This is a genomic window from Xanthomonas boreopolis (assembly GCF_046529185.1).
GTDB classification, from domain to species: Bacteria; Pseudomonadota; Gammaproteobacteria; order Xanthomonadales; family Xanthomonadaceae; genus Pseudomonas_S; species Pseudomonas_S boreopolis.
This window is the reverse complement of sequence record NZ_CP097162.1, coordinates 3,778,491-3,792,971: the sequence shown is the minus strand read 5'-3', so window position 1 is coordinate 3,792,971 and position 14,481 is coordinate 3,778,491. Positions and strand designations below refer to the sequence as shown.

General features: G+C 69.5%; 11 protein-coding genes and 2 pseudogenes. 10 read left to right on the top strand and 3 right to left on the bottom strand.

Annotated features, from left to right (window positions below):
- Positions 1-249 precede the first annotated feature (249 nt).
- Positions 250-1,317, bottom strand: a complete 1,068-nt coding sequence (locus M3M27_RS17070; RefSeq protein ID WP_140726805.1) for a lipid A deacylase LpxR family protein — start codon at positions 1,315-1,317, stop codon at positions 250-252.
- A gap of 310 nt (positions 1,318-1,627) precedes the next feature.
- Between M3M27_RS17070 and M3M27_RS17065 the strand changes: the two genes are divergently transcribed.
- From M3M27_RS17065 to M3M27_RS17045, 5 genes and pseudogenes are all read left to right on the top strand, one after another.
- The gene (locus M3M27_RS17065; RefSeq protein ID WP_140726808.1) at positions 1,628-2,617 is read left to right on the top strand and encodes a CsgG/HfaB family protein; all 990 of its coding nucleotides are present in this window, start codon (positions 1,628-1,630) and stop codon (positions 2,615-2,617) included.
- 91 nt (positions 2,618-2,708) lie between these two features.
- Positions 2,709-2,987: a YbeD family protein gene (locus M3M27_RS17060; RefSeq protein WP_140726811.1), complete on the top strand. Its 279-nt coding sequence runs from the start codon at positions 2,709-2,711 to the stop codon at positions 2,985-2,987.
- Positions 2,975-3,673: pseudogene (lipB, locus tag M3M27_RS17055) on the top strand (lipoyl(octanoyl) transferase LipB); the annotation flags it as partial. The gene M3M27_RS17060 and the pseudogene lipB, both read left to right, overlap by 13 nt.
- Before the next feature lie 113 nt (positions 3,674-3,786).
- Complete coding sequence (lipA, locus tag M3M27_RS17050; protein ID WP_140726819.1) at positions 3,787-4,800, top strand: lipoyl synthase; 1,014 nt, start codon at positions 3,787-3,789, stop codon at positions 4,798-4,800.
- Between the two features lie 214 nt (positions 4,801-5,014).
- Positions 5,015-7,204, top strand: a complete 2,190-nt coding sequence (locus M3M27_RS17045; protein WP_140726823.1) for a carboxy terminal-processing peptidase — start codon at positions 5,015-5,017, stop codon at positions 7,202-7,204.
- Between the two features lie 98 nt (positions 7,205-7,302).
- Here M3M27_RS17045 and M3M27_RS17040 read toward each other — a convergent pair whose 3' ends face one another.
- Positions 7,303-8,049 carry a sulfite exporter TauE/SafE family protein gene (locus tag M3M27_RS17040; protein WP_218569813.1) on the bottom strand — a complete coding sequence of 249 codons (747 nt, stop codon included), beginning with the start codon at positions 8,047-8,049 and terminating at the stop codon, positions 7,303-7,305.
- A gap of 88 nt (positions 8,050-8,137) precedes the next feature.
- On the opposite strand from M3M27_RS17040, the gene M3M27_RS17035 reads away from it, so the two are divergent.
- Entirely contained in the window at positions 8,138-9,019 is an 882-nt protein-coding gene (locus M3M27_RS17035) for a LysR substrate-binding domain-containing protein (RefSeq protein ID WP_140726829.1), read from the top strand.
- A gap of 911 nt (positions 9,020-9,930) precedes the next feature.
- Here the strand turns inward: M3M27_RS17035 and M3M27_RS17030 are convergent.
- The gene (locus M3M27_RS17030) at positions 9,931-10,785 is read right to left on the bottom strand and encodes an endonuclease/exonuclease/phosphatase family protein (RefSeq protein WP_140726832.1); all 855 of its coding nucleotides are present in this window, start codon (positions 10,783-10,785) and stop codon (positions 9,931-9,933) included.
- Between the two features lie 168 nt (positions 10,786-10,953).
- Between M3M27_RS17030 and M3M27_RS17025 the strand changes: the two genes are divergently transcribed.
- From M3M27_RS17025 to gnd, 4 genes and pseudogenes are all read left to right on the top strand, one after another.
- A complete protein-coding gene (locus M3M27_RS17025; RefSeq protein WP_140726835.1) occupies positions 10,954-11,577 on the top strand; it encodes a DUF2242 domain-containing protein in 624 nt (207 codons plus the stop codon).
- 121 nt (positions 11,578-11,698) lie between these two features.
- Positions 11,699-12,070: a glycine zipper 2TM domain-containing protein gene (locus tag M3M27_RS17020; RefSeq protein ID WP_140726839.1), complete on the top strand. Its 372-nt coding sequence runs from the start codon at positions 11,699-11,701 to the stop codon at positions 12,068-12,070.
- A gap of 106 nt (positions 12,071-12,176) precedes the next feature.
- Positions 12,177-13,530 (top strand): annotated as a pseudogene (locus M3M27_RS17015) (hypothetical protein).
- A gap of 12 nt (positions 13,531-13,542) precedes the next feature.
- Positions 13,543-14,460 (top strand): phosphogluconate dehydrogenase (NAD(+)-dependent, decarboxylating), encoded by a 918-nt coding sequence (gnd, locus tag M3M27_RS17010; RefSeq protein WP_434026373.1) that lies wholly within the window; start codon positions 13,543-13,545, stop codon positions 14,458-14,460.
- Positions 14,461-14,481: the final 21 nt, after the last annotated feature.

Genomic DNA, 14,481 nt, shown 5'->3' with positions numbered 1-14,481 from the left:
CGAAAAAAGCCGGCGCAAGCCGGCTTTTTTCTTGTTCCGGATCGAATGTCGCCGGGGGAGGGACTTCGGTCCCGGCGAGGCTTTGCCGGCCCTCCGTCGGGACTGAAGTCCCTCCCACGGAAAAGCGAGAAGCCTGCAGGAAAGCATCGGGTCGCTTGACGGCCGAGCCCGGGCGAAGACGCTTTCCCGAATCCCGAATCCCGAATCCCGAATCCCGAATCCCGAATCCCGAATCCCGAATCCCGGCCCTCAAAGCATCCGGCTGATCGTGAAGCTGCCGTACACCGGCGTCTCCTTCTGGGTGTCGAACTCGCGGGTGCGGTGGTAGCGCGCGATCGCGAATTTCCAGCGGCCGTACATCACCGCGATGCCGTAGCCGAGGTCGGCCACGAACGGGCGCTTGTCCACGCTGTGGCTGTCGCGGAAGGTATTGCCGTCCAGGGTGATGTCGCGCAGCACCCAGCGTCCGTCGGCGGTGATGAAGAAGTGGCCCGACCAGCCGCTGGGGCGGCCGCCATGGCTCGGCGCGGTGTTCTCGCCGGCCGGGCGGATCGGCGTGCTGCCGAAGTCGTCCGGCAGCTTCCAGCCGAAGCGCACCTCGCCGCCGAGGTTGGCATAGGTGGCGCGGTTGCCGACCGTCCCGCCCCAGTGCGTGATCGCATCCCAGCCCCAGCCGCCGGCATTGAGGGTGGCATCGCGCGGCCAGCGCCGCATGCGCTCGTGGACCAGGCCGATCAGCGGCTCGTTGTGGAGCTGGTTGTCCCAGCCCTCGAACTTCTCGTCGCCCAGCACGTCGTGCACCGCGTCCTGGGTCTGCTTGCCCAGCGCCCAGGGGCCGACGATGCCCAGCTGCAGCTGGGTGGTGCGCAGGTGGTCGCCGTTGCGGGCGTTGTAGCCGAAGCTGGCCAGCAGAATGCCGGCGTAGGGGCGGTCGTCCGGGATCACGTCGCGGCGGGTGAAGTCCTTCGGCGTGAACAGGCCCTGGCCGATCGAGAACACCATGTTCTGCTGCTCGAACTCGCCCGGGTGCAGCTTCTCCAGGTAGCGGTTGATCCACCGCGCCGGCGCCGGCAGGCACGGGTCCTGGGTGTAGTCGGCCAGGTTGGGCGAGACGAAGGTCAGCACCGCGCCGTTGGTATAGCCCTCGTCCTGGTGTTCGCCGCCGAACAGGTCGTTGTCGACGCGGAAATTGATCGCGGGCGGGGTCTGGCGGAGGGTGCTTTCCCGGCATTGGTCGGCGTCGGCAGCCAGGGCGGCGGGGGCATGGACGGCCAGGGCCGCAGCGAGCAGGGGGACCAACGTACGCAGCACGGGCATGACGGTTCCTGTTGGGGGGGGCGGGGGAGGGGGCAATGGGCCTGTACGCCACGAGTCTATGGCAGCGGTGTGGCCGGCGTGCCAAACAACGAATGCTAGTGGCAAGCGATGCCCGGGGACGAGGCCGGGACGGGCACACATCGTTTTGCCGGTGCCCTCGCCCCGGCGGGCTGTGGCGTGATCGGGCTCACATGCGTATGATCGCGCCCGGAACGCACGTTCCAAGGAACCGGGCTCCTGCGGGAGCCCTCGTCTACCAACGGATCGCGCCCCGGAAAGGGGCGTAGGTACTCTCTAGGGGAACACCAAAATGAGCAGGAGCATCTCCGCTTCGGCCGCGCTGATGGGCAGCGTGCTGGGCGTCGTGTTGGCGGCCGTCAGCCCCCCGGCGTCGGCCGGTTTCAAGGATGCATTCACCAAGAAGGGAACCGCGCAGGAGCAGCGCAAGCAGGCGGAAGCGCAAATCCCGGTTTGCAGCAAGAACCTGGGCAGCATTTCGATCATCGAGCCCGAGGACGGCGTGGATTGGTGGACCGGGCAGCAACTGCCGGCGCCGTCCAAGCTGATCAAGGTCTTCGTCAGCAAGTCCCGCTGCTTCACCCTGGTCGACCGCGGCGCCGGCATGGCGGCCGCGCAGTACGAGCGGGACCTGGCGGCGCAAGGCGACCTGCGGGTCAAGTCGAACGTCGGCAAGGGCCAGATCAAGGCGGCCGACTACGTGATGGTCCCGGACCTGATCTCGCACAACAGCGATGCCGGCGGCAACGCCATCGGCGGCCTGCTGGGCGGCCTGGTCGGCGGCAAGGCGGGGGCGCTGCTGGGCGGCCTCAACCTCAAGAGCAAGACCGCCGACGTGACCCTGACGGTCACCGACGTGCGCTCGTCCGAGCAGGTCGCGACGGCCGAGGGCAATGCCAAGAAGACCGACCTGGGCTGGGGCGCCGGCGGCGGCCTGTTCGGCGGCGGCGGCCTGGGCGGGATGGGCGCCGGCGGCTACGCCAACACCGAGATCGGCCAGGTGATCACGCTGGCCTACCTGCAGGCCTTCACCGACATCGTGGGCCAGCTGGGCGGCCTGTCCGAGAACCCCGCGGCGACCAATGCGCAGCAGGCCGTGACGGTCACCAAGCCCGGCCGCCTGCTGGCCAATGCCAAGGGTTCGGGCGCCCCGGTCCGCAGCCTCGACCCGGGCATGATGCTCTACCCGACCGGCAACAAGGACGGCGTGATGTGGGAAGTCGAGGACGAACTGGGCAACAAGGGCTGGGTGTCGTCCACCCTGGTCGAACTGTCCAAGTAAGGGCCGCCGACGCCGTGCAGAGGGGCCGCGCAAGCGGCCCTTCCGCGTCCCGGGCTTGGGTTTGGCCGGGGGCGGCCCGATAATGGGCCGCATGGAGATCAAATCCGACAACCCCGAGCACGGCTTCCAGTTTCCCGGCGTGTTCGAACTGAGCGCGATGGGCGGCGCCGACAAGGGCCTTGAGACGGAACTGCCCCGGCTACTGGCCTCCACCGGCGTGGAACTGCTGGAAGAGAGCATCAGCTGGAAGCATTCCAGCAACGGCAAGTACGTCTCGGTACGCATCGGCTTCCGCGCCGAATCGCGCGAACAGTACGACGCGGCCCACCAGGCCCTGCGCGACCATCCGGAAGTGAAGTGGACGCTGTAGCCGCCTGCGATGCCGCCGGGCGCGGTGCGGCGGTCCTGCCGGGTCGGGTCCGCCGGCTCGGCCGCCAGCCTTATGTCCCGGTATGGCGCGCCATGCAGCGTTTCACCGACGCGCGCGGCGAGGACACGCCCGACGAGCTGTGGGTGGTCGAGCACGAGCCGGTGTTCACCCTGGGCCAGGCCGGCAAGCCCGAGCACGTGCTGGCTCCCGGCGATATCCCGGTGATCCACGTCGACCGCGGCGGGCAGGTGACTTACCACGGCCCCGGCCAGATCGTGGTGTATCCGCTGCTCGACCTGCGCCGGCTGAAGATCGGCGTGCGCGAGTACGTCTGCCGGATCGAGCAGGCGATCATCGATACCCTGGCCGAATGGAACATCGAGGCGGTGCGCCGCGAGGGCGCGCCGGGCGTGTACGTCGGCGACGCCAAGGTCGCCGCGCTCGGCATCCGCGTGCGCCGCGGCTGCACCTTCCATGGCCTGTCGTTCAACGTGGCGATGGACCTGGAGCCGTTCCAGCGCATCAATCCCTGCGGCTACCAGGGCCTGCAGGTGACGTCGGTGCTAGACTTGGGCGGCCCCTCCGGGATGGACGCGGTGCAGCGCGTGCTGCTGGAGCAGCTGGGCCGCCAGTTCGGCCTGGAGCTGCGCGACGCTCCCGAGCCGGTCGATTTGGCGAGTCCTTCGCAAGAGCCTGCGCATCCATGTGCAGGGATTCAAGATGCGAGTCCCTCGCAAGAGTCCGCACGTCCACGTGCGGGGTCCCAATTTCCTGACGCGGCCTGGCCGCGCATATCGCCATGAACCAGCCGATCAGCCGTTCCATTCCCTTGCAGGTGGTCTCGACCGAGACCGCCCCGTCCGCTCCGTTGCAGGCCGGGGCCAAGCAGCTGGGCGGCGACAAGATCAGCCGTTCGCCGGTGCAGTTCGCCGACGCGCCGGTGCTGCGCAAGCCCTCGTGGATCCGCGTGCGCATCCCGTCCGGGAACGCGGTGGCCAACCTCAAGGCCAAGCTGCGCGAGAACCGCCTGGTGACGGTCTGCGAGGAAGCCAGCTGCCCGAACATCCACGAATGCTTCGGCCACGGCACCGCCACCTTCATGATCCTCGGCGAGGTCTGCACCCGCCGCTGCTCGTTCTGCGACGTCGCCCACGGCCGGCCCAAGCCGCCGGATCCGAACGAGCCGGCCAGCCTCGGCAACACCGTCGCCGACATGGGCCTGAAGTATGTGGTGGTGACCAGCGTCGACCGCGACGACCTGCGCGACGGCGGCGCCCAGCATTTCGTCGATTGCATCGCCGCGATCCGCGAGCGCTCGCCCGGCACCCGCATCGAGATCCTCACGCCGGACTTCCGCGGCAAGGGCCGCATGGAGCGCGCGCTGGAGATCCTGGCGCAGAATCCGCCGGACGTGTTCAACCACAACATCGAGACCGTGCCGGACCTGTACCGCAACGTGCGCCCGGGCGCGGACTACCAGTGGTCGCTGACCCTGCTCAAGCAGTTCAAGGCGCAGCACCCGTCGATCCCGACCAAGTCCGGCATCATGCTCGGCCTGGGCGAGACCCTGGAGCAGGTGCAGGCGACCCTGCGCGACCTGCGCGCGCACGACGTGGACATGGTCACGATCGGCCAGTACCTGCAGCCGACCCCGCACCACCACCCGGTGATGCGCTACTGGACGCCGGAGGAGTACAAGGCGCTGGAGGTCTACGGCTACGAGCTGGGCTTCAGCCACGTGGCCTCCGGCCCGATGGTGCGTTCGTCCTACCACGCCGACCAGCAGGCCGCCGGCGCAGGCGTCGCCGCCTGACCGCCCCGGGCGCCTGGCAGATAAATCCGCGCTGTCTCCGGCGGCGCCAGCAGGCGCTGCCGGTGCTTCCCGGCGGCCCGCGTTCACGTGCGGTCACGCCGGCGCTCGTAGGCTGGAACATGAACCGGATGACAAGTGCCGCAACTTTGGGCACTGTCATGTGGTCCCACGCCCACACCGCTTCTTACACGGCCTTGGCGCCGAGAGCATCCCGATGAAATACAAGCTCCAGACCCTGCTTACCTCCAGCGTGCTGGCGCTGGCCTTGACGGCCCCGGTGGCGCTGCTGGCGCGGGCGGACAATGCCGTGCCGCTGCCGTCGGCCGCCACGCCCGACCAGGCCACCGCCACCAAGCTGGTGTACGGGTTGCTCTCCGACAGCCGCTATGCCTACCGGCCGCGCGCGCTGGACGATGCGATGGCCAAGGACGTGTTCAAGCGCTACCTGGAGACGCTGGACGGCAGCAAGCAGTTCTTCACCCAGGCCGACATCGACTCGTTCGCGCCGGCCCAGGCGGGCGTGGGCAAGGCGATCCGCGAGGGCGACCTGAGCCCGGCGTTCGAGGTGTTCGGCGTCTACAAGAAGCGCGTCGACCAGCGCGTGGCCTACGCGCGCAAGCTGCTCAAGCAGGACTTCGATTTCGACGGCGACGAGAAGTTCGAGTACGACCGCGAGAAGGTGCCGTGGGCGAAGGACGACAAGGAACTTGACGCGCTGTGGCGGCAGTCGGTGATGAACGACTGGCTGCGGCTCAGGCTCGCCGGCAAGAAGCCCGACGACATCCGCAAGACCCTGGACAAGCGCTACGCCAACCTGGCCAAGTCGGTCAACGAGCTGAAGGGCGAGGACGTGTTCCAGTTCTTCCTCAACGCCTACACCAACGCGGTCGATCCGCACACCGACTACTTCACCCCGCGTACCGCCGAGAACTTCAACCAGCAGATGTCGCTGTCGCTGGAAGGCATCGGCGCGCAGCTGCAGAAGCAGGACGACATGGTGGTGATCCGCGAGATCATCCCCGGCGGCCCCGCGGCGGTGGACGGCACGCTCAAGCCGGGCGACCGCATCGTCGGCGTCGGCCAGGACAAGAACGGGCCGATCGAGGACGTGATCGGCTGGCGCATCGACGACGTGGTCGCCAAGATCCGCGGCAACAAGGACACCCAGGTGCGGCTGGAGTACATCCCGGCCGAGTCGGGCATCGATGGCGCGCACCGCACCCTCACGCTGACCCGCCAGAAGGTGCGCCTGGCCGAGCAGGCGGCCAAGGGCGAGACGATCACGCTGCCGCCCGGCGGCGGCGAGCCGGCGCGCCGGATCGGCGTGATCAAGCTGCCCGGCTTCTACCAGGATTTCGAGGGGCGCCGCCGCAACGCGGCCGACTACGCCTCGGCCACCCGCGACGTCGCCAAGCTGCTGGCCGGCTTCAAGGCCGACAAGGTCGACGGCGTGGTGCTGGACCTGCGCAACAACGGCGGCGGCTCGCTGGACGAGGCGATCGAATTGACCGGGCTGTTCATCGAGCAGGGGCCGGTGGTGCAGGTGCGCGAATCCGGCGGGCGCGTCACGGTCAACGGCGACCGCAACGAGAAGGTCGCCTGGGACGGCCCGCTGGCGGTGCTGATCAACCGCGGCTCGGCCTCGGCCTCGGAGATCTTCGCCGGCGCGATCCAGGACTACGGGCGCGGCCTGGTCATCGGCGAGACCAGCTTCGGCAAGGGCACGGTGCAGAACATCGTCGACCTGGACCGCTGGCCGGCCAGCGAAGGCGACCGCTTCGGCCAGGTCAAGCTGACCATCGCGCAGTTCTTCCGCGTGTCCGGCTCGAGCACGCAGCACAAGGGCGTGGTCCCGGACATCGCCTTCCCGGCCAGCGTGGACGCTTCCGAGTTCGGCGAGAGCACCTACGACAACGCGCTGCCGTGGACCCGCATCGCCGCGGTGCCGCACACGCAGTACGGCAACTTCGCGCCGCTGCTGCCGAAGCTGGACGCGCTGCACAAGGCGCGCATCGCGCAGGACAAGGAGTTCCAGTGGTGGGAGCAGGACGTGGCGCAGTTCCGGGAGGAGAAGGCCAAGAAATACGTCTCCCTCAACGAGGCCGAGCGCCGCGCCGAGCGCGAGAAGCAGGAGAACCAGCGCAAGGAGCGGCAGGCGATCCGCAAGCAGCTCGGCCTGCCGCTGGATCCGCTGGCCGACGACAGCGACGACGGCCTGACCGGCAACGAACGCGACATCGCCAAGGACACCGCGCGCGAGAAGCTGGCCGACAAGCGTCCGGATCCGCTGCTGCACGAATCGGCGGCGATCCTGGCCGACGCGGTGAACCTGCTGGAGCAGGACCGCCCGCTCTCGGCGCAGGTACTGCCGCAATCCACCGCGCCGGGGCGCTGGGCGGACTGAGCCTCGCCGCTACCGCAAACGACCGAGCGCGCCGCCGGGTTCTTCCGGCGGCGCGCTTTTTCGTGGCAGGCAGCGGCGCCGGCCGCGGTGGGCGCGAGTCAGCGCAGCGTCTGCCAGCCGAGGTGCAGGCCGAGCGCGAGCAGGGTGAGGAAGAACACGTGCCGGAAGACCTGCGGCGGCAGGTAGCGGCGCAGGTACGTGCCGAGCGCGACCCCGACCACGGTCGGAAGCAGGGCCAGCAGCGACGACGGCAGCGAATGCCAAGGCAAGGCGCCGCGCGATGCCAGCGCCATGGCCAGCGCCAGCGTGGCGGTGCCGAAGCACAGGCCCAGCGCCTGCACCAGCGCATCGCGTTGCAGGCGCAGCGCGCCGAGGTAGGGCACGCTCGGCAGGACGAACACGCCGGTGGCGCCGGTCAGCAGGCCGGTGGCGGTCCCGGCGAGCGGACCCAGCGCGGGTTCCCAGCGCGCGGGCAACGCGGGTTGCCAGCGGGCCAGCCCGAGCACGGCATAGAGCACCAGCAGCACCGCCAGGCCGAGCCGGGCCGGCGCGGGGTCGTGCCCGGCCAGCAGCCCGGCGCCGAACCAGGTCCCGGCCGCGATGCCCGCGAGCATCGGCCAGAGCCGGCGCAGCAAGCTGCCGGCATGCGCTCCCCAGGCCTGCTGCAGGTTCGTCAACAACGAAGGCAGCGCCAGCAGCGCGGCCGCCTCGACCGGGCTCAGCCATAGCGACAGCAGGCCCATCGCGATGGTGGGCAGGCCCATCCCGGTGACGCCCTTGACGGCGCCCGCCAGCAGGAAGACCAGCAGGATGGGGACCAGGTGCGAAGCGATCGCGGTGCTCATGCGGGGCAGCATTGCAGCCGGGACAGGTAGCGACAATGCGGAATACCATGAGCCAGCCTTCGGCGATGGCGAAGGCTGGAGCCGCGATATGCATTTCGACCTGACCGACCTGCGCTTGTTCGTCGCCATCGCCGAGGCGGGCAGCATCACCGCCGGGGCCGAGCGCGCGGCGCTGTCGCTGGCCGCCGCCAGCACGCGTCTTCGCGCGCTGGAGCACCAGGCCGGCGTTCAGCTCCTCGAGCGCGGGCGACGCGGGGTGGAGCTGACCCCGGCGGGCCGCGCCATGCTCCGGCAGGCGCGCCAGTTGCAGCGGCAGGTGGAGGCGCTGCGGGCGGAAATGGCCGAGCATGCCGGCGGCAGCAAGGCGACGGTGCGCATGCTGGCCAATACCGCGGCGCTGTCGGAGTGGTTGCCGGAGCGGCTGGCCGATTTCCTGAAGGCGCATCCGGGCATCGACCTGGCACTGGCCGAACGCGGCAGCGAGGCGGCGGTGGAAGCGCTGCGCGAGGAGCGCGCCGACCTGGTCGTGGTGGCCGGGCACGCCGTGCTCGATGGACTGGATGCGCGGCCGTTCCGCGAGGATCGGCTGGTGCTGGTGGTGCCTTGCGGTCATCGGTTGGCGGCGCTGCCGTCGTTGTCGCTGGCCGATGCGCTGGAAGAGGATTTCATCGGGCTGGCCAGCGACAGCGCGTTGCAGCGGCATCTGGCAGCGCAGGCGGCGCGAAGCGGAAGCCGGCTGCGCGTGCGTGCACATGTGCAGGATGCGACGGCGGTATGCCGGATGGTCGCGCGTGGGGCGGGCATCGCGGTGTTGCCGCAGGCGGCGGTGGGGCGTTCGGCGGCGCGAGGGGAGCTGGCGACGGTGCGGTTGGTGGATGCCTGGGCGCCTCGCCAGCTGTGGGTGGTGACTCGGTTGCAGGATCGTGGGCAGGCGCCGGTGGAGAGATTGCGGGATTGGTTGGTGGGGTAGGGGTGTTCCGTAGGGGGGCTTTTGATCTTTGTGGGTTGCGGTGGTGGTTGTTCTTGCTTGGGTGTTTTTCTTTCTGCCGTTTCCGGTAATCGATCTGCCGTCGTTCCCGCGTAGGCGGGGACCCGGCGTCTTTCTCGCCCTCTATCCGGTCCACGCCATCTCACCGCCTCACGCAATCTCCCAATCGCCATTGCCGCGGAGGCGGGAAGCGCTTTTCAGCAGCCGAAGTGGTTCACAACAGCCGAATGGCTGGTCATGGCTGATCATCCAGCATCTTTGATGTCATGTTGGCTCAAGCCATCTCTCTACCGTCATCCCCGCGAAAGCGGGGATCCAGGGACGTTGCTTTGGGCTCTTGAGGCCTTTGGCGAGAAAGGCAAAAGCTTTCGCCTTTGGCGAGTCACTTTTCTTTGCTTGTGCACGCGCGCTGCAGGAGCAGCGCCGCACGGCGAAGCCGCCCGAAGGGCGCGGCACAGGGATGTGCCGCGTAAAGAAAAGTAACCAAAAGAAGCGCTTCACAGCAGCCGAACGGCTGATCAAGCACACCCCGCCTTCGCGCCCGCAGCTTTGCTGCGGGTCCGCGGAGCCGGCGGGATTTTTCGACGCGACATCCTGTCACGGCGAAAAACGACGTGCTCGTCCGCTACGCGGCCGAGTCCGGGGCATTCGCCGCGCGGCGAATGCCCGCCTGCCGGGGCGAAGCAGTGCTTCGCCTTTTTCCGGCGAGCCCATGCACGTCGCCCTTCGGGTTTTTCCCGCCACCTCCGCCGCTTCGGAGGGGCCGCGCCGCAGTGACATTCGTAGGCCATGGAGGTTGGCGCGCCGCCGCGCGAGGAGGTGCTGCCCATCTCGCGCAAGATCACGAGCAACGGCAACAACTTGGCCGTCCTGGACTTCGCTTTTGCGCGATGTCACGGCCAGGCCAGTTCGGCCATGACGGGGAAGTGGTCCGAGGGCCAGTGGCCCTGCGGCCGGTCGTCGAGCGTGGCGAAGCGGGTGGCGGTCAGGCCGCGCGTGAGGATCCAGTCGATGCGCCGGTCGGGCTGGCCGGTGAAGTCGTGGAAGGTGGCTTCCGGGCCGGCCGGGGCGTGGGCCTGCACGCGTGCGTCGGCAAGCAACGCGGTGAGCGTGCGATAGGTGGGGCTGTCCGGTGTCGTGTTGAAGTCGCCGGTCACCACCACGGGGATGCCGGCCGGCAGGGCCTCCAGGCGCGAGACGATCAGCGCCGCGCCCTTGGCGCGCGCCGGTTCGTCCTCGTCGCGGTAGGGCAGGTGGGTGTCGAACAGGTAGAAGCGGCGATGGTCGGAGAGGCGCTCGAACAGGCCCCAGTTCACCATCCGCGGCAACGGGTGGCCCCAGCTGATGCTGCCCACCACTTCCGGCGTGTCGGACAGCCAGAAGTCGCCGGACTGCACCAGCTTCAGGCGGCGGCTGTCGTAGAACACGCCCATGCGCTCGCCGTCTTCGCTGCCGTCGCGGCTGCGGCCGAACCAGCGGTAGTCCGGCAGCTGTTCGGCCAGGTAGTCGGCCTGCTTCTTCACCAGCTCCTGGGTCCCGAAGATGTCCGGATGCTGTTCCCGGATCAGCTCCGCCATGGCGCTGCGGCGAACCTCCCAGCGCTTGTCGCCGTCGGTGTCGACCGGCACGCGCACGTTGAACGAGATCACCCGGAGCGTGTCCGCGGCCAGGGCCTGGCCGCTGGCCAGGATGCCGGACAGCGCCATCAGCACCACCGGGAGACGTGAAGCCCACCTGTATCCAGGCATTGGAGTTCCTCGCATTGTCGAAACGCCAAGCGTGCCATGGCCGGGTTTTCAAGGATGTGTCGAATCGGGCGTTCTGACCGCAACGTGAGCGCCGTGGCCATGCCCGGGGCGGCCCCGGACCCCCTTGCGCGATAATCCGGGCCTGGTTCTCGAGTACCGGATGCCGCCATGAACGTCCTCCACAAAACGTCAGCGATCGGCCTGCTGCTGGCCACCGGCCTGTCCGGATGCGGCGGCAAGGGCGACACGATGCTGATGCGCGAATCGTTCAACTCCGACAACACCTATTCGCGAAGCTTCGACGCCAAGCCGGCCGTGGCCTGCGAGGCGGCGCGGCGCGCGCTGCTGAGCCAGGGCTACATCGTGGCGCGGGCCGATGCCGCCACGGTGGAAGGCAGCAAGAACTTCCAGCCGAAGGACGACCTCCACGAGCAGCTGGACCTGCGCGTGTCGTGCGTGACCCAGGGCGAGGACAAGTCGTGGGTGTTCGTCAGCGCGCTGCAGGACCGCTATGCGCTGAAGAAGAGCCCGACCTCGGCCAGCGTGGGCGTGAGCGTGCTCGGTTCGGTGTCGCTGCCGATCGGCAGCACCGACGACTCGCTGGTGAAGGTCGCCAGCAGCACGGTGCAGGATGCGGACTTCTACAACCGCTTCTTCGAGCGGGTGCAGCTGTACCTGCCGCCCGCGCCGGCCCAGCCCGCGCCGCCATCGCCGCCGGCGCAGGCGTCCGAGGCCGTGCCGGAGGCGGCCCGGCAGGCGCCGCCCGCTTCCGGCGACGGGCCGCGACCGTAGGTGTTTCTTCACGCCTTCGGCTGCACGCTTAACTTGGCTTCCGCGCTTCACGGCATATTCGCCGCCGGCCTCGCATAGTGCCCGGCAAGGCCGCCCAGGCCGGCGCGATGGAGGTGACGTCATGAGCAACCGCATCCGCAACGCCCTCGCGGGCGCTTCGCTGCTGTCGATGCTCGCGGTAGGAGCCGTGCAGGCGCAGACCTACGGCCCGCAGGACGAAGGGCGCCGTTTCAGCGACGGCACGGTGGTGAAATGCCACAAGGAAGAAGTGCAGAAGAACAGCTCCGACCCGAACCGGGTCGGCGGCACCGTGGCAGGCGCCGTGATCGGCGGCCTGGTCGGCAACCAGCTCGGCGGCGGCAGCGGCAAGAAGCTGGCGACCGTGGGAGGTGCCGTGGCCGGTGGCGCGGCCGGCCGCTACATCCAGGGACAGCGCCAGCAGACCCATGGCGACCGCGTGGTGCAGACCGTGTGCGAGCGCGTGCGCCGTTGAGCCGCGTGCGCGGCCAGTGCGACGGCCGCACCGCGTCGCGCGGCCCTGGCTGCAACGGACCTTGCCGTTCCGTCGTCCCGGCCGCTCCCGCGCGTTCCGCTAGGACCTGAGCTTGCCGTCGCGCCCGTCCAGGCCCGTGCCCTGGCGCCGCCTGCGGCAGCTGCCGGCGTTGGCGTTGCTCTGGTTCGCCGGGAGCCTGGCGGCCGGGGCCACGGCGCTGGACGACGCCTCGTCCGGCTGCCTGGAGGCGCTGCTGCGCGGACTGGGCTGGCGCATCGAGACCGATGAAGCCGGGCAAGCCCGGGTCGTGGAAGGAACGCCGTGCCGGCGGGGATCGCTGGCGGAGGTGCAGGCGGCGGGCGACCTGCGCCTGGTGTTGCCGGCACGGCTCGGTCCGGACGACCGTCGCCGGCTGTTGCGCGAAGCGCTCGATACCCAGGCCAGCCGCTGTGCCTATGCCTTCGAACTGGGCGATGCGGCCCGGCGCGCGGCCGCGCGGCTGCAGGGCAATCCCGGATACCGGTTCAGTGCAGTCCAGCTCGGCTGGATCGGCTTCGGGCTGCGTGGGGCACGGGCACAGGGCTGGGAGCGCTTCCGCAGCTTCGGCCGCGGGTATCGGCCGGTGGCCGGCAATGCCCGGGCCATCGAAGCGTTCTACTCCGGGCGCGTGCGGTCCGATTGCGGCGTCGGCCGGCAGGTGGCCCAGCTCGCCACGCTGCGGGAGCTGTACGGCGACGCCGCGTTCGACCGCGCGTTCGCCGCCCCGGAATTGTCGATCGGCACGTTCATGACGCTGCACGGCACCGACAGCATCCTGCTCGGCCGGCACGCGGGCGAACTGTTCGCCGACGGCAAGGCCGAGAAGACCGCGGTGCTGGGACGGCAGGCCTTCATGGGCGCGCCCGGGTTCATCGAGCACGTGTTCGACCGGACCTCCCTGGACGACATCAACAACCAGGCCGAGAATTTCGTGGTGGTCGACGTCGACGCGGCCGCCGCCGAGGCGCTGGCGGCCCACGGCGGGCTGCGCCACTACGATGCGGTGAACCGGCGGATCTGGGAACTGGCGCGGCGGATGCCGCAGACCGGCTATCGCCGCTTCGAGCGCTTGCTCTACGAACGCGACGAGGACCTGCGCGCGGCCCTGCCGCCGGAACACCAGGCGCTCGTCGCTTCGATGCAGGCGTTGCTCGACGATCCGTTCTATCGCGGTTTCATGATCTACGTGCACCCGCAGGGCGTGCGGCCGATCGGCTACCACGTCGCACGGTTGCTGGACCGGAACCCGCGAACGCCGTACTCGATCGACCTGGCCCTGCACAACCTGCACACGACCCTGTACCGGCGCTGGATCGACAGCCGCCTGGAGGCGTGCGCCGCGAGCATCGCTGGAACGGATCATTGAAACCGCAGTGGCGCCGATGCCATGCATTCGTGCCACTCTGACGACAACAACCTGATCGAGGTGAAGCATGGAACTGGGAATGGTGGGGCTGGGGCGGATGGGCGCGAACATGGCCGAGCGCCTGGTGCGGGGCGGCCATCGCGTCGGCGGATTCGATCCGGGCCAGGCCGCCCGCGACGCCGCCCGGGCCAAGAGCATCGCGCCGTACGCATCGCTGGCCGAGCTGGTGGCCGCGCTGCCCAGCCCGCGCGTGGTCTGGCTGATGGTGCCGGCCGGGCAGATCGTCGACGACACCCTGGCGCAGTTGCAGCCGCTGCTGGCGGCGGGCGACGTCGTCGTCGACGGAGGCAACTCCTACTACCGGGATTCGCAGCGGCGCGCCGAGGCGCTGCGCGCGCACGGCATCGGCTACGTGGACTGCGGTACCAGCGGCGGCATCTGGGGCCTGAAGGAAGGCTACAGCCTGATGGTCGGCGGCGACGAGGCGGTGGTGGCGCGGCTGGCGCCGATCCTGTCGACGCTGGCGCCGCGGCCGGACGCGGGTTGGGGCCGGGTAGGCCCGAGCGGAGCGGGGCACTTCACCAAGATGGTCCACAACGGCATCGAGTACGGCCTGATGCAGGCCTACGCCGAAGGGTTCGCGCTGATGCAGCGCAAGCAGGAATTCGACCTGGACCTGCACCAGGTCGCCGAGATCTGGCGCGACGGCAGCGTGGTCCGCTCGTGGTTGCTCGATCTCACCTCCGAGGCGCTCAAGCAGAACCCGGACATGCACGGCATCGCCCCGTACGTGGCCGATTCCGGCGAAGGCCGCTGGACCGTGGCCGAGGCGATCGACCTCGACGTGCCGGCGCCGGTGATCACGCTGTCGCTGCTGGAGCGGCTGCGCTCGCGCGACAAGGATTCGCTGACCGACAAGCTGCTGGCCGCGATGCGCAACCAGTTCGGCGGCCACGCGGTGAAGACCGAGGCCGAGGGCGGATGACGACGGAGGCGGCATGGGTCG

Excerpts from the sequence above, each read along its gene's own strand:
- M3M27_RS17030 (WP_140726832.1), bottom strand. The coding sequence starts at position 10,785 with ATGCCTGGATACAGGTGGGCTTCACGTCTCCCGGTGGTGCTGATGGCG.
- M3M27_RS17045 (WP_140726823.1), top strand. The coding sequence starts at position 5,015 with ATGAAATACAAGCTCCAGACCCTGCTTACCTCCAGCGTGCTGGCGCTG.
- gnd (WP_434026373.1), top strand. The coding sequence starts at position 13,543 with ATGGAACTGGGAATGGTGGGGCTGGGGCGGATGGGCGCGAACATGGCC.
- M3M27_RS17040 (WP_218569813.1), bottom strand. The coding sequence starts at position 8,049 with ATGAGCACCGCGATCGCTTCGCACCTGGTCCCCATCCTGCTGGTCTTC.
- M3M27_RS17070 (WP_140726805.1), bottom strand. The coding sequence starts at position 1,317 with ATGCCCGTGCTGCGTACGTTGGTCCCCCTGCTCGCTGCGGCCCTGGCC.
- lipA (WP_140726819.1), top strand. The coding sequence starts at position 3,787 with ATGAACCAGCCGATCAGCCGTTCCATTCCCTTGCAGGTGGTCTCGACC.
- M3M27_RS17060 (WP_140726811.1), top strand. The coding sequence starts at position 2,709 with ATGGAGATCAAATCCGACAACCCCGAGCACGGCTTCCAGTTTCCCGGC.
- M3M27_RS17035 (WP_140726829.1), top strand. The coding sequence starts at position 8,138 with ATGCATTTCGACCTGACCGACCTGCGCTTGTTCGTCGCCATCGCCGAG.
- M3M27_RS17065 (WP_140726808.1), top strand. The coding sequence starts at position 1,628 with ATGAGCAGGAGCATCTCCGCTTCGGCCGCGCTGATGGGCAGCGTGCTG.
- M3M27_RS17025 (WP_140726835.1), top strand. The coding sequence starts at position 10,954 with ATGAACGTCCTCCACAAAACGTCAGCGATCGGCCTGCTGCTGGCCACC.
- M3M27_RS17020 (WP_140726839.1), top strand. The coding sequence starts at position 11,699 with ATGAGCAACCGCATCCGCAACGCCCTCGCGGGCGCTTCGCTGCTGTCG.